General features: G+C 70.0%; 14 protein-coding genes. 10 read left to right on the top strand and 4 right to left on the bottom strand.

Annotation, left to right across the window (positions count from 1 at the left end; translation table 11 throughout):
* The first annotated feature begins 8 nt into the window (after positions 1 to 8).
* From ABD901_RS39265 to ABD901_RS39255, 3 genes are read left to right on the top strand one after another with little or no spacing between them, the layout of a single operon-like run.
* Positions 9 to 794 carry an ABC transporter ATP-binding protein gene (locus ABD901_RS39265; RefSeq protein ID WP_345135259.1) on the top strand — a complete coding sequence of 262 codons (786 nt, stop codon included), beginning with the start codon at positions 9 to 11 and terminating at the stop codon, positions 792 to 794.
* Between the two features lie 11 nt (positions 795 to 805).
* Positions 806 to 1,567, top strand: coding sequence for an ABC transporter permease (locus ABD901_RS39260; RefSeq protein WP_345135257.1), 762 nt, complete (start codon positions 806 to 808; stop codon positions 1,565 to 1,567).
* Between the two features lie 47 nt (positions 1,568 to 1,614).
* On the top strand, positions 1,615 to 2,394 hold the full coding sequence (locus tag ABD901_RS39255) for a MerR family transcriptional regulator (protein WP_345135255.1): 780 nt from the start codon (positions 1,615 to 1,617) through the stop codon (positions 2,392 to 2,394).
* Positions 2,395 to 2,417: 23 nt separating this feature from the next.
* On the opposite strand, the gene ABD901_RS39250 is transcribed toward ABD901_RS39255, so the two are convergent.
* Positions 2,418 to 2,789 carry a DUF4267 domain-containing protein gene (locus tag ABD901_RS39250; protein WP_345135253.1) on the bottom strand — a complete coding sequence of 124 codons (372 nt, stop codon included), beginning with the start codon at positions 2,787 to 2,789 and terminating at the stop codon, positions 2,418 to 2,420.
* A 71-nt stretch (positions 2,790 to 2,860) separates the two neighbouring features.
* Between ABD901_RS39250 and ABD901_RS39245 the strand changes: the two genes are divergently transcribed.
* Entirely contained in the window at positions 2,861 to 3,439 is a 579-nt protein-coding gene (locus ABD901_RS39245) for a TetR/AcrR family transcriptional regulator (protein WP_345135251.1), read from the top strand.
* Here ABD901_RS39245 and ABD901_RS39240 read toward each other — a convergent pair.
* Positions 3,423 to 3,815 (bottom strand): hemerythrin domain-containing protein, encoded by a 393-nt coding sequence (locus ABD901_RS39240; protein ID WP_345135250.1) that lies wholly within the window; start codon positions 3,813 to 3,815, stop codon positions 3,423 to 3,425. The genes ABD901_RS39245 and ABD901_RS39240 overlap by 17 nt on opposite strands.
* A 17-nt stretch (positions 3,816 to 3,832) precedes the next feature.
* Between ABD901_RS39240 and ABD901_RS39235 the strand changes: the two genes are divergently transcribed.
* The gene (locus ABD901_RS39235) at positions 3,833 to 5,227 is read left to right on the top strand and encodes a pyridoxal phosphate-dependent decarboxylase family protein (protein WP_345135248.1); all 1,395 of its coding nucleotides are present in this window, start codon (positions 3,833 to 3,835) and stop codon (positions 5,225 to 5,227) included.
* 42 nt (positions 5,228 to 5,269) lie between these two features.
* On the opposite strand, the gene ABD901_RS39230 is transcribed toward ABD901_RS39235, so the two are convergent.
* Positions 5,270 to 5,968 carry a helix-turn-helix domain-containing protein gene (locus tag ABD901_RS39230; RefSeq protein ID WP_345135246.1) on the bottom strand — a complete coding sequence of 233 codons (699 nt, stop codon included), beginning with the start codon at positions 5,966 to 5,968 and terminating at the stop codon, positions 5,270 to 5,272.
* Between the two features lie 61 nt (positions 5,969 to 6,029).
* Between ABD901_RS39230 and ABD901_RS39225 the strand changes: the two genes are divergently transcribed.
* Positions 6,030 to 6,503, top strand: coding sequence for a hypothetical protein (locus ABD901_RS39225; protein ID WP_345135244.1), 474 nt, complete (start codon positions 6,030 to 6,032; stop codon positions 6,501 to 6,503).
* Here the strand turns inward: ABD901_RS39225 and ABD901_RS39220 are convergent.
* On the bottom strand, positions 6,470 to 7,393 hold the full coding sequence (locus tag ABD901_RS39220; protein WP_345135243.1) for an NADP-dependent oxidoreductase: 924 nt from the start codon (positions 7,391 to 7,393) through the stop codon (positions 6,470 to 6,472). The genes ABD901_RS39225 and ABD901_RS39220 overlap by 34 nt on opposite strands.
* A gap of 206 nt (positions 7,394 to 7,599) precedes the next feature.
* On the opposite strand from ABD901_RS39220, the gene chvE reads away from it, so the two are divergent.
* From chvE to ABD901_RS39200, 4 genes are all read left to right on the top strand, one after another.
* Entirely contained in the window at positions 7,600 to 8,718 is a 1,119-nt protein-coding gene (gene chvE / locus ABD901_RS39215) for a multiple monosaccharide ABC transporter substrate-binding protein (protein WP_345135241.1), read from the top strand.
* Positions 8,719 to 8,798: 80 nt separating this feature from the next.
* Entirely contained in the window at positions 8,799 to 10,337 is a 1,539-nt protein-coding gene (gene mmsA, locus ABD901_RS39210; RefSeq protein WP_345135240.1) for a multiple monosaccharide ABC transporter ATP-binding protein, read from the top strand.
* On the top strand, positions 10,334 to 11,554 hold the full coding sequence (gene mmsB / locus ABD901_RS39205) for a multiple monosaccharide ABC transporter permease (protein WP_345135239.1): 1,221 nt from the start codon (positions 10,334 to 10,336) through the stop codon (positions 11,552 to 11,554). The genes mmsA and mmsB overlap by 4 nt, the downstream gene beginning before the upstream one ends.
* A 109-nt stretch (positions 11,555 to 11,663) precedes the next feature.
* Positions 11,664 to 12,890, top strand: coding sequence for an endo-1,4-beta-xylanase (locus ABD901_RS39200; protein WP_345135238.1), 1,227 nt, complete (start codon positions 11,664 to 11,666; stop codon positions 12,888 to 12,890).
* Positions 12,891 to 12,907 lie beyond the last annotated feature (17 nt).

Below are 12,907 nucleotides of genomic sequence, written 5' to 3'. Positions count from 1 at the left end.
TGGCTGCCATGAACATCCCTCCGGCAACCAGCCAGGCCCATGGGCCGGCGATCCAGGTGCAGGGCCTGGAGAAGTCGTACAAGGAGCTGCGCGTGCTGCGCGGCGTCGACCTCGAGGTGGCCCGCGGCAGCATCTTCGCCCTGCTCGGCTCGAACGGCGCCGGCAAGACCACGCTGGTGAGGATCCTGTCCACGCTGCTCAAGGCCGATGCGGGGACGGCCCGGGTCAACGGCTTCGACGTCGCGACGCAGGCCGCCGACGTGCGCGAGTCCATCAGCCTCACCGGCCAGTTCGCGGCGGTCGACGAGATCCTCAGCGGTCGGGAGAACCTCGTGCTGGTCGCCCGGCTGCGCCACCTCAAGGACCCCGGCGGGATCGCGGACGACCTGCTGCGGCGCTTCTCGCTGACCGAGGCGGGCGCCCGCAGAGCGGCGACGTACTCCGGCGGCATGCGCCGCCGCCTGGACATCGCGATGAGTCTCATCGGGAGCCCGCCGGTCATCTTCCTCGACGAGCCCACGGCCGGGCTGGACCCGGAGGCGCGCATCGAGGTGTGGCAGGCCGTCAAGGAGCTCGCCGAGGGTGGCACGACCGTGCTGCTCACCACGCAGTACCTGGAGGAGGCCGAGCAGCTCGCCGACCGGATCGCGATCCTCCACCAGGGCCGGATCATCGTCGACGGCACCCTCGAGGAGCTCAAGCGGCTGCTGCCGCCGGCCAAGGTCGAGTACGTCGAGAAGCAGCCCTCCCTCGAGGACGTCTTCCTCGCGGTCGTCGGCGACACCAAGCAGTAGGGGAAGCGACCATGGCCACGCATTTCTGGGGCGACACCGCCGTCCTCACCGGACGGACCATGCGCCACGTCACCCGCAGCCTGGACACCATCATCACGACCGCGATCACACCGATCGCCATCATGCTGCTGTTCGTCTACGTGTTCGGCGGCGCGATCGACACCGGGTCGGTCTCGTACGTGAACTACATGCTGCCCGGCATCCTGCTCATCACCATCGCATCGGGCATCTCGTACACCGCGTTCCGGCTCTTCACCGACATGCGGGGCGGGATCTTCGAGCGGTTCCAGTCCATGCCCATCGCCCGCTCGGGCGTGCTGTGGGCGCACGTGCTGACCTCGCTGGTCGCCAACGTGATCTCGCTCGCGGTGGTCATCGGCGTTGCCCTGATCATGGGCTTCCGCTCGGGCGCCGGAGTGCTGCCCTGGCTCGGGGTCGCCGGCATCCTGGTCCTGTTCATCCTGGCGTTGACGTGGATCGCGGTCATCCCCGGCCTCACCGCGAAGAGCATCGACGGCGCCAGCGCGTTCTCCTACCCGCTGATCTTCCTGCCGTTCATCAGCTCGGCCTTCGTGCCCACCGACACCATGCCCGGCCCGGTGCGCGCCTTCGCCGACCACCAGCCGGCGACCTCCATCGTCAACACGATCCGCGGCCTGCTCACCCAGCAGCCGGTCGGCACCGACATCTGGATCGCCCTCGCCTGGTGCGCCGGCATCCTCGTCGTTGCTTACATCTTCGCCAACATGTCCTACCGCCGCCGGATCTCCTGAGCGGGTGCCGACCTGGTTACGGTGGCGTTGAGGGGCAGGATCAGAGCATGCTGACGATCGGTCAACTCGCGGCGTACGCGGGCGTCACGGTGCGGGCGGTGCGCCACTACCACCAGGTCGGGCTCCTGCCGGAGCCGGAGCGGGACGCCTCGGGCTACCGCCGCTACGGCGCGGCGGCGGTCGTCGCCCTCATCAGGATCCGAACGCTCGCCAACGCCGGCGTACCGCTGTCGCAGATCGGCCCGATGCTCGCCGCCGACGCGCCCGCCTTCGCCGAGGCGGTCCACCGCATCGACGACCAACTGCGCGACGAGATCGAACGGCTCGAGACCAGCCGCAAACAGATCGCGCAGCTGGCTGCCGGCGACAGCCTGGCGCTGCCGCCGGAGGTGACCGCCTATCTCGATCGGCTCCGGGAGATCGGGGCGTCGGAGCGGATCGTTGCGGGCGAGCGGGACGGCTGGATCCTGGTCGCGGCCCGCTGGCCCGACCGCATCAGCGACATCATGCCCGGAAAGTTCGCGATGCTCGAGGACCCGCGACTCGTCCGGCTCTATCGAGTCCTGTCCGAGATCATCGAGAGCGACGGGGCCGACGACCCGCTGCTGGAGGAGGCCGCCGATATCATGGCCGGCCTGGCGGAGCAGGCCTACGCCGCCGGCGAGACGGACCTCGACGAGGGGGCGCGCGACGATCTCCCGTTCGACCTCGTGCACGCGCTCGCCATCGAGTCCGACCCGCGGGCGCAGCGCATGCTGGACCTGATGCGCGAGCGCGGGTGGGCCGGCTGGAGCCGCCTCGAACGCCTGCCGGACCCGCCCGCCTGACTCGCGGGCGCGTTCATGGGGCTTCATGCGGCGAACAGCAACGCCGCGCTGACGAGGACGGTGACCGCGGTGGCGAAGTGGATGCCGAACGCGACCGCCTTGGTGCCCCCGTTGCGCAGCACGATCACGGTGTCGAACAGCGGGACCAGGGCGACGATCAGCATGAACCAGGCCTCGGCGCGGGCGCCGGCGAAGGCCAGCAGGGCGAGGCCCATGACGCCGTACGTGGCGTCGCGCAGGCCCTTGATCGTCAGGTAGGCGCGGTCGCCGTCCGGCTTGGCCGGCACGCCGTAGCCGGTCGCGGCGGCTCCAGGTGTGAGCAGGAAGCGGGCGCCGATGAGCAGCACCAGCAGGTCGAGGACGATGGCCAGGCCGTATGCGATGGGGGTCAGCATGTCGGGCTCCAAAATCTAGCAGCGCTAGGAACAGGTGCGACGCTAACACTAGCAGTGCTAGGATGTCGAGCATGAGTATTCGGGAGCGGCGCGAGCGGGAGCGGGCCGACCGGGAGCGGCTGATCGTGACCGCGGCCCGCGAGCTGGCCGAGGCCGAAGGCTGGGAGGCGGTGACCACGCGGCGCCTCGCGGACCGGGTGGAGTACAGCCAGCCGGTGCTCTACAGCCACTTCAAGAGCATGGGCGCGATCATGGCCGCGGTCGCCGTGGAGGGGTTCGCGGACCTTGCCGCGCAGCTCCGGGCGGTGCGGGCGGGGGAGCCGGACCCGGCGCGAGCGCTGGCGGGCGTCGGTTCGGTGTACCTCGGGTTCGCCGAGCGGCGGCCCGCGCTGTACGACGCCATGTTCGCCCACGCCGTGGACCTGCCGTTCGCCATGGCCGACGCGCCGGAGTCGCTGCGGGCTGGGTTCGGCGAGCTGGCCGAGGCGCTGCGGCCCTATGCCGGGGGCGAGGACCTCGGGCTGCTCACCGAGACGTACTGGGCGGCGCTGCACGGCCTGGCGACGCTGGCCCGCGGCGGGCGGCTGCCGGCGCGGTTCCGCGACCGGCGGCTCGCCATCCTGCTGGAGCGGTTCACCGCAGCCGGTTGAGGGCCTCGACCAGCTTGCGCTCCTCGTACGTGAAGTGCGACTCCATCAGCGCGGCGAGGCCGGCGAGCTCGTCGCGGCTCGGCGCGGCCGCGACGCGGCGCAGGATCTCGGCGATCTGCTCGTGGTCGCGGCGCAGCTCGTCGATGACCGGCCGCAGCTCGGGATGTTTCGCGGCGAGCACGCGGAACATGCCACGCTCCTCGCCGGTGTGATGCCGTTCGAGCGCCCCGCAGAACGCGAGACACTTCACCATGATATTTCCAGAAACGTCGCTTAAATCGGACATGGCCAGGCGCAAGCGCTGGTGGATCTCGATCAGCTGGTTGCCAAGAGCGGCCACTTCCTCGGGGGTGGTCGTCGAGTGTGAAGGGTGCACGAGAGCAGAGTAGGGGCATGAGCGCGAAGAAGGACGCCTACGACGCCGCGCTGGACGCGGCCTCCGCACACGCCCGCGCCTGGCTGGGCTCGCTGCCCGACCGCGCCGTGCCGCCCCGCGTCGACGCCGACGCGCTCGCCCCGGCGTTCGGCGGCGTGCTGCCCGACGGGCCGTCCGACCCCGCCGAGGTCGTCGAGGCGCTCGCCCGCGCCGCCGAGCCGGGCCTGATGGCGATGCCGTCCGGGCGCTTCTACGGCTGGGTCATCGGCGGCACGCTGCCCGCCGCGCTCGGCGCCGACTGGCTCGTGAGCGCCTGGGACCAGAACGCTGCGATGCGGTACCCGACGCCGGCCGTCGCCGCGATCGAGGAGGCCGCCGGCGCGTGGCTCGTCGACCTGCTGGGCCTGCCCGCGGGCAGCGACGTCGGGTTCGTCACCGGGGCCACGATGGCGAACTTCACCGGCCTGGCCGCGGCCCGCCGCCACGTCCTGGCCCGCCGCGGCTGGGACCTCGACCGCGAAGGCCTCGCGGGCGCGCCGCGCATCCGCGTGCTGGTCGGCGAGGAGCGCCACGACACCGTCGACCTCGCGCTGCGCCACCTCGGCCTGGGCGCGCCGACCCCGGTCGCCGTCGACGACCAGGGCCGCATCCGCCTCGACGCCCTCGCCGAGGCCCTGACGGCGGCGGGCGACGCGCCCGTGATCGTGTGCCTGCAGGCCGGTAATGTCCACAGTGGAGCGTTCGACCCTGTCGGCGCCGCCGCCGAGCTCGCGCACCGCCATGGTGCCTGGGTCCACGTCGACGGCGCGTTCGGGCTGTGGGCGGTGGCCGCGCCCGCGCTGCGCCATCACCTGCCGGGCCTAGCGGCCGCCGACTCGTGGGCGACGGACGCGCACAAGACCCTGAACGTGCCGTACGACTGCGGGATCGTGATCGTCGCGGACCCCGGCGCGCTGCGGGCGGCGATGGGGGTGCAGGCCAGCTACCTCATCGAGCCCGCCGGGCCCGGCGGGCCCGCCGACCCGCTCGAGAAGGTCCCGGAGCTGTCGCGCCGGGCGCGCGGCGTGCCCGTGTGGGCGGCGCTGCGCTCGCTCGGGCGCCGCGGCGTGGCGGATCTCGTCGAGGGGCTCGCCGGCCACGCGCGGCGGCTGGCGGACGGCATCGCCGCGATCGACGGCGCCGAGGTGCTCAACGACGTGGTCTTCACCCAGGTGTGCGCCGCGTTCGGCGACGACGAGCGCACCGCGGCGGTGACCCGGGCGCTGCTCGCCGAGGGCACCGCGTGGATGTCCGGCTCGCGCTGGCGCGGGCGTGCCGTGCTGCGCGTGTCCGTCTCCAACTGGTCGACCGATGATGCTGATGTCGAGGCATCGCTGACCGCCCTGCGCCGGGCCGTCGCGTCCGTCGGCTGACCCGCGGACCCGGCGGCCGAGCGCGCGGACCCGGGCGTGGGGTCAGGCGGTGAAACCGCCGTCCACATTGATGGGACGTCCGATGTAAGCCGTCATCGAGTCCAGGAGGCGGGACAGGCCGAAGTCCGGCGGTTGCGGGGCCGGGGCGCGCAAGAATGAGACGTACTCGGGGCAGTCCGCGGCCTCCATGAGTGGCAGGAGCGCGGCGAAGTCCGAGTCCAGCGGGGCCGCAGCCCGGTCGCGGCGCAAGGCCGCCACGTGGCGAGCGTGGCCGTCCAGCAGGAGAGCGAACTCCAGGCGGATGCTGACCGGCAGGCCGGTCGGGCGGGTGGCCTGCAGGAACGCCTCCGTCCAGAGGACCACGTTGCGGGTGAAGGGCGCGCGCAGGCCCACGTCGAGCAGCCACGGGCGGGTGGCGTAGCGGTCGATCAGGGCCTCGGCCCAGGCGCGGGCCGCCGCGCGCCAGTCCGCAGAGTCCAGCGAAGGCGGGGTGCCGCTGCCGGCGTCCGCGATCAGGAGCAGGAGCTCTTCCTTCGAGGAGACGTGGCGGTACAGCGCGTTCTGCGTCACGCCCACCTCCCGCGCCACCCGCGGCATGGAGACGCCGGTCAGGCCCTCGGCATCGGCCAGCGCGACGCCGGCGGCGACGATGCCGGCCAGGTCGACGGTGGGGCGGCGGCCGCGGCCGGTGCTCTGCGCCCCCGAGCCCATGGTCCAGGAAGCCAGAAGGCTGTCGTGCATTGACTCAGTGTGCCATCCGATTTAGTGTAAGCCTTACACAAAACACGGACGGGGGATGTCAATGCGAACAGGGAGGGCGCTCGGCTGCTTCGCCGCGGCCTATGCGATCGTCACCGTGCTGGCCGGGGCGAGCACGCTGATCTACGCCACGATCAACCACACCGAGGACGCCGACGCCCGAGCCGTCAGCCCGGTGCTGTCGCCGTCGTTCACGGCGACCGTGCCGTTCCACGTCCTGATCATGGTTCTGGTCTTCACGCCCTTCGCGTGGCTGTACTGGCGGCGGGCGGACGGGCGCGATCCCGTGCGCGAGACGCTGCGGCTGTCGGTCGTGTGGACCGTGGCCGCGATGGTCGTCGACTTCGTGGGGTTCGTCGTGGTGCACAACCCGTGGTCGCTGACGCCGCACCAGTTCTACGTCGACTACCAGCCGTGGATCACGCTCATCTACGCCGCCATCTTCGTCAGCCCGTGGCTGCGGCTGGCCATAGCGCGAAGCCGTCAGGGGAGCAGGACGATCTTGCCGCGGGTGTGACGGCGGTCTACCTCGCGGTAGGCGTCGGCGACGCGGTCGAGCGGGTAGGTGGCGGCGATCGGGATCTCGATGACGCCGGAGGCGACGAGGTCGGCCATGTGGTGCAGTACCTCCACAGTGGACGCCTGCTCGCTGCCCTCGGCCTTCACGCCCAGCCGGGCCGCGGCCTCGAAGGCGATGATGGTCTCGATCCGGTCGTGCGGGATGCCCAGGGAGACGGCCAGATCCACATACTGCGGGCCGAACAGGTCGATGAACGCGTCGGGGGCCTCGGCGCGAAGGCGGTCCCGCAGGCCGTCGTCGTAGGAGACCTGGACGGCGCCGTGCGCGGCGAGCCAGTCCGCATTGGACGGTGACGCGATGCCGAGCACGCGGGCGCCGAGATGGCGCAGCAGTTGGACCGTCACGGTGCCGACGCCGCCCGCCGCGGCCGACACCGCGACGGTCTCGCCGGGCTTGACGCCGATCGCGCGCACGGCGGCGTAGGCAGTGCACGCCACCACGTAGAGCGCGCCCGCGACCTCCCAGGAAAGCGCTTGCGGCTTGGGGATGAGCTGGGTCACGGGTACCGCGGTGTGCGTCGCGTGGCTCGAACGCGACCACGAGAAGCCCAGCACCTCGTCGCCGATCGCGAAGTCCGTGACGCCGGGAGCGGTCGCGGTCACGACGCCGGCCAGGTCGCTGCCCTGGCCGCTGGGGAGGGTGGTCTTGTAGAGGCGCTCGAGGGCACCGCTGCGGATGCCGCTCTCGCCGGGGTTGACGCCGGCGGCGCGCACCGCCACCACCACCTCGCCGGGGCCGGGCTCGGGCATCGGGATCTCGGTCACGTAGAGCACCTCGGGGCCGCCGAAGCGGTCGAAGCGCACGGCGCGGGCAACGCTGTCGGGCATGGCCGAGCCACCTACCCCGTTTCGCGGGCCTGAACCGCACGCGGATCGTTGCACGATCCGCGGTGTTTCGAAAACCGTTGGGCCGCAAGGGAGCCGACCATGGTGTTACCGATCTGTTACGCACGATCATCCCGTGGGGCAGGTATGTTCGCGGCCATAACAAACCCCTGCGCGACACCCCTCCCGATAGAAAGGAGGCGCCGGGGATGTCCAAGACACTCAGGATCCTGGCCGCCACCGCTTTGGCTGCGCTGCTGGCTACGACCTCGGCATGCAGCAAGACGCGCAACGACGCCGGCGACAGCAACGCCGACAGCGGGCCCGCGCTGGTCGGCATCGCCATGCCGACCCGCAGCCTCGAGCGCTGGAACAACGACGGCTCCCACCTCGAGGACCTGCTGAAGAAGGCCGGCTACAAGACCTCGCTGCAGTACGCCGACAACAAGGTCGACCAGCAGATCACCCAGATCCAGAACATGATCAACGACAAGGCGAAGATCCTGGTCATCGCCTCGATCGACGGCACGGCGCTCGCCCCGGTGCTGCAGACCGCGGCCGACAAGAAGGTCAAGGTCATCGCGTACGACCGGCTGATCAACTCGACGCCGAACGTGGACTACTACGCGACCTTCGACAACTACAAGGTCGGGCAGCTGCAGGGGCAGTTCATCGTCTCCAAGCTCGGGCTCGACCAGGGCAAGGGCCCCTTCAACCTCGAGCCGTTCGCGGGCTCCTCGGACGACAACAACGCCAAGTTCTTCTTCGCCGGCGCCTGGGACGTGCTCAAGCAGTACGTCGACAGCGGCAAGCTGGTGATCCCGTCGGGCAAGAAGCTCGCCAGCAACGACGACTGGAAGACGGTCTCGATCAACGGCTGGAAGACGGAGACGGCCCAGGCCGAGATGGACAACCGGCTCAACTCGTTCTACACCGGCGGCAAGAAGGTCCAGGTCGTGCTCTCCCCGAACGACTCCCTCGCCCTGGGCATCGCCCAGTCGCTGGACTCGCACGGGTACAAGCCCGGCGGCGACTGGCCGCTGCTCACCGGTCAGGACGGCGACCTCGCCAACACGAAGAACATCCTGGCGGGCAAGCAGACCATGACGGTCTGGAAGGACACCCGGACCCTCGGTGACCAGGTCGCCAAGATGGTCGACGCGATCACCAAGAACACCACGGTCGAGACGAACGACACCAAGACCTACAACAACGGCGTCAAGGTCGTTCCCTCGTATCTCCTTCCCCCCGTCGTCGTCACGAAGGACGATGTGAAGTCGAAGCTCGTCGACTCCGGCTTCTTGAAGGCCTCCGACCTGGGGCTGTAATCCCAGCGAGGTAGCCCGGCCGGGTCCGCCGAGAGCGGGCCCGGCCATCGTCGCGAGCGGGCAGAGATCGAGGAGCGCCCATGCCCATTCTTGAGATGGCCGGTATCACCAAGACGTTTCCCGGCGTGAAGGCGCTGCAGGACGTCACCATGAGCGTCGAGGCCGGCGAGGTGCACGCCATCTGCGGCGAGAACGGCGCCGGCAAGAGCACCCTGATGAAGATCCTTTCCGGGGTGTACCCGCACGGCAGCTACGACGGCGAGATCCGGCTCGACGGCGAGCCGTGCCACTTCCGCTCCATCCGCGACTCCGAGCACCGCGGGATCGTGATCATCCACCAGGAGCTGGCGCTCAGCCCGTACCTGTCGATCGCCGAGAACATCTTCCTGGGCAACGAGCGAGCCAGCCGCGGGATCGTCAACTGGCCGCAGACCAACCGGCGGGCCGCGGAGCTGCTCGCGCGGGTCGGGCTGCGCGAGGCGCCCGACACCAAGATCCTCGACATCGGCGTCGGCAAGCAGCAGCTGGTCGAGATCGCCAAGGCGCTGTCGAAGGAGGTGCGCCTGCTTATCCTCGACGAGCCGACCGCCGCGCTCAACGACGCCGACTCCGCGCACCTGCTCGACCTGATCCGCCAGCTCAAGGGGCAGGGGATCACGTCGATCATCATCTCGCACAAGCTCAACGAGATCGCCGCCATCGCCGACACCACGACCGTGATCCGCGACGGTCGTACCGTGGCCACCTTCGACATGCACGGCGCGGAGCCCGTCACGGAGGAACGGATCATCCGGGCCATGGTCGGGCGGGACCTCGCGCACCGCTTCCCCGAGCACACTCCGAAGATCGGCCAGGAGGTACTGCGGATCGAGGACTGGACCGTGCACCACCCGATCGACCGCGGCCGCGTCGTCGTCGACGGCGCGAACCTGCGCGTGCGCTCGGGGGAGATCGTCGGCCTCGCCGGGCTGATGGGCGCCGGGCGTACCGAGTTGGCGATGAGCGTGTTCGGCCACAGCTACGGCACCGGGATCTCGGGCCGGCTGCACCTGCACGGCACGGAGATCCGGGCGCGCAGCGTCGACGAGGCGATCGGCCACGGCATCGCCTACGCGACCGAGGACCGCAAGCGCTACGGCCTCAACCTGATCGAGGACATCAAGCGCAACATCACCGCGGCCAAGCTCGCGGCGGTCTCCCGGCTCGGCATCGTCAGCGCCGGCGCCGAGGTGCACCGGGCCGAGAAGCTGCGCAAGGAGATGCGGGTCAAGGCCGACAGCGTCGCCGTGCTCACCGGCAAGCTCTCCGGCGGCAACCAGCAGAAGGTCGTGCTGAGCAAGTGGCTCTTCACCGAGCCCGAGGTGCTCATCCTCGACGAGCCGACGCGCGGCATCGACGTCGGCGCCAAGTACGAGATCTACGAAATCATCAATGCGCTGGCCGACGCCGGCAAGGCGGTCGTGGTGATCTCCTCCGAGCTGCCGGAGCTGCTCGGGATCTGCGACCGGATCTACGCGATGAGCCAGGGGCGCATCACCGGCGAGGTGGAGCGCGCCGAGGCAACCCAGGAGGGCCTGATGCGGTACATGACCATGGACAAGAGTGGGGTGTCGCGGTGAGCACCCTGGAGGCGACCAAGCAGGAGCCGGCGCCGGCCGAGACGTCGTCGCTGCGCGGCTACCTCGGGCAGAACCTGTGGCAGTACGGCATGCTGACGATCCTCATCGCGATCGTCGTGACCTTCCAGATCCTCACCGACGGCCGGTTGCTGTACCCGGACAACGTCGCGGCGCTGGTCCAGCAGAACGCCTACGTGCTGATCCTCGCCATCGGCATGGTGATGGTCATCGTCGCGCAGCACATCGACCTGTCCGTCGGCTCGATCGTGGCGTTCATCGGCGGGTACTGCGCCCTCATGATCACCGAGTGGCACTGGCCCTGGCCCGTCGCGGTCGCCGCGTCCATCGCCATCGGCGTCGTGGTCGGCTGCTGGCAGGGGTTCTGGATCGCCTACGTCGGGATCCCGGCGTTCATCGTCACCCTGGGCGGCATGCTGCTCTTCCGCGGCCTCGCGGTGCTGGCCGTCAGCCAGACGGTGCCGGTGCAGGACAAGGGCTTCGGCGCGATCGCGGCCAAGTCGCTGCCCAACGCGCTGGGCTTCCTGGGCAACCTCGACGGCATGACGCTGCTCGTCGGCGTCATCGCGATCGGCGGGCTGGTCTTCACGCAGGTGCGCTCCCGGCGCGAGCTGATCCGCTACGACCTGCGCCTGGAGCCCTCGGCCGCGTTCATCGGCAAGCTCGTGGTCTTCGCGGCCCTCACCGCCTACATCACCTACCTGCTCGCCGAGAGCACCGACGGCACCCCCAACGTCCTCATCATCGTGGGCGCGCTCGTGGTGCTGTACACGTACATCATGGGAAACACCGTCTTCGGCCGGCACATTTACGCGATGGGCGGCAATCTCGCGGCGGCGAAACTGTCGGGCGTGAAGACGAAGCGTGTAACTTTCCTGATCTTCGTGAACATGGGCGTTCTCGCGGGCATCGCGGCGGTCGTCACCACCTCCCGCGCCGGCGCCGGCGTGGCGGGCGCGGGCACCAACTACGAATTGGACGCGATCGCCGCGGCGTTCATCGGCGGCACGGCCGTGACCGGCGGTATCGGCAAGATCACCGGGGCCGTGATCGGCGCACTCATCATGGGCGTGCTGAACATGGGCCTTTCGATTCTCGGCGCCGACGCCGCCTGGCAACAGGCCATCAAGGGCCTCGTGCTCATCGCCGCCGTCGCCTTCGACATCGTCAGCAAGCGCCTGGCCAACTCCTCGCAATGATTGGCAATGTTTCGATAACGGCGATTTATTGACGTCGCGTTTCCTGAGCAATAGCGTCAATGTCACGGCGAATCCACCAATTGTTTCGAAACAATCGGGAGCCACGCTCATGACATTACGCAGAATGGCCACGGCCGGCATTTTGGCGGCCGTGGTCGCGGCGACGCTCGGCGCCGTGTCGGCCTCCGCCAACGGGCCGCACGCGCCGTCGCCCAAGGACCAGAGCCTGCGTGGGCTCGCCGCCCGCAACGGCCTCTACGTCGGCACCGCGGTCGACGCGAACGCCTACGCCGACGCGTCCGACCCGCAGTACAAGTCGATGGTGGACAGCCAGTTCTCCACCGTCACCGCCGAGAACGCGATGAAGTGGGAGAGCCTGGAGCCCACCCGCGGCACCTACGACTGGGCCGCCGCCGACGCCCTGGTCGCCGCCGCCGCGCGCAACCACCAGCTGGTGCGCGGCCACGTGCTGACGTGGTACAGCCAGCTGCCGGGCTGGCTCAACGCCGGCATCCAGGACGGCTCGATCGACGGGCCGCAGCTTCGCGAGCTGCTGCACAAGCACATCACCGACGTCGTGACCCACTTCCGCGGCAAGATCTGGCAGTGGGACGTGGTCAACGAGGCCGTCTCCGACCCGTGGGAGACCCCGTCGTCGATCCACCTCGGCGGCAACACCGGCTCGCTCAAGCAGAAGTTCGCCGACCTGCTGGGCCCCGACTACATCGCCGACGCGTTCCGCTGGGCCCGTGCCGCCGACAAGAACGCGCTGCTGTTCTACAACGACTACAACATCGAGGCCTTCGGCGACGGCGGCCCCGGCGACAAGACGCAGTTCGTGTACGACATGGTCAAGCGCCTGCGCGCGCAGGGCGTGCCGATCGACGGCGTCGGCAGCCAGGGCCACCTGAGCACGCAGTACGGCAACTACGACGTCTTCGCCGTCGCCGACGCGCTGGACCGCTTCACCGACCTCGGCGTCGCCGCCGCGCTGACCGAGGTCGACGCGCGCAGCCTCACCAAGAACGCGTCCGACCCGACGGTCGACGCCGCCGGCCAGGACCTCAACGCGCGCGACCAGGCCTCGGCGTACAACTACCACGTCCTGCTGCAGGCCTGCCTGCTCAACCGGCACTGCCTGTCGTTCACGGTGTGGGGCTTCACCGACAAGTACTCGTGGATCCCCAACTGGTTCAAGAACCCGCCCGAGGGCTCGGGCTGCCTGTGGGACGCGAACTACCAGCCGAAGAAGTCACTGCGCACGGTCCAGGGCGACCTGGCCGCGGCCGGCCCCCCGCTGGTCCAGCCGCGCGTCGCGCAGAAACCCCGCCGCTAGAGCTTTCTTCGGGATGG

Source organism: Dactylosporangium darangshiense (assembly GCF_039537565.1).
GTDB classification, from domain to species: domain Bacteria; phylum Actinomycetota; class Actinomycetes; order Mycobacteriales; family Micromonosporaceae; genus Dactylosporangium; species Dactylosporangium darangshiense.
The sequence above is the reverse complement of the archived record's forward strand: the minus strand, read 5'-3'. Positions and strand labels throughout refer to the sequence as shown.

What these genes read in the sequence shown, in the direction of transcription:
- ABD901_RS39265 (WP_345135259.1), top strand. Translation starts at nt 9, where the DNA reads ATGAACATCCCTCCGGCAACCAGCCAGGCCCATGGGCCGGCGATCCAG.
- ABD901_RS39260 (WP_345135257.1), top strand. Translation starts at nt 806, where the DNA reads ATGGCCACGCATTTCTGGGGCGACACCGCCGTCCTCACCGGACGGACC.
- ABD901_RS39255 (WP_345135255.1), top strand. Translation starts at nt 1,615, where the DNA reads ATGCTGACGATCGGTCAACTCGCGGCGTACGCGGGCGTCACGGTGCGG.
- ABD901_RS39250 (WP_345135253.1), bottom strand. Translation starts at nt 2,789, where the DNA reads ATGCTGACCCCCATCGCATACGGCCTGGCCATCGTCCTCGACCTGCTG.
- ABD901_RS39245 (WP_345135251.1), top strand. Translation starts at nt 2,861, where the DNA reads ATGAGTATTCGGGAGCGGCGCGAGCGGGAGCGGGCCGACCGGGAGCGG.
- ABD901_RS39235 (WP_345135248.1), top strand. Translation starts at nt 3,833, where the DNA reads ATGAGCGCGAAGAAGGACGCCTACGACGCCGCGCTGGACGCGGCCTCC.
- ABD901_RS39230 (WP_345135246.1), bottom strand. Translation starts at nt 5,968, where the DNA reads ATGCACGACAGCCTTCTGGCTTCCTGGACCATGGGCTCGGGGGCGCAG.
- ABD901_RS39225 (WP_345135244.1), top strand. Translation starts at nt 6,030, where the DNA reads ATGCGAACAGGGAGGGCGCTCGGCTGCTTCGCCGCGGCCTATGCGATC.
- ABD901_RS39220 (WP_345135243.1), bottom strand. Translation starts at nt 7,393, where the DNA reads ATGCCCGACAGCGTTGCCCGCGCCGTGCGCTTCGACCGCTTCGGCGGC.
- chvE (WP_345135241.1), top strand. Translation starts at nt 7,600, where the DNA reads ATGTCCAAGACACTCAGGATCCTGGCCGCCACCGCTTTGGCTGCGCTG.
- mmsA (WP_345135240.1), top strand. Translation starts at nt 8,799, where the DNA reads ATGCCCATTCTTGAGATGGCCGGTATCACCAAGACGTTTCCCGGCGTG.
- ABD901_RS39200 (WP_345135238.1), top strand. Translation starts at nt 11,664, where the DNA reads ATGACATTACGCAGAATGGCCACGGCCGGCATTTTGGCGGCCGTGGTC.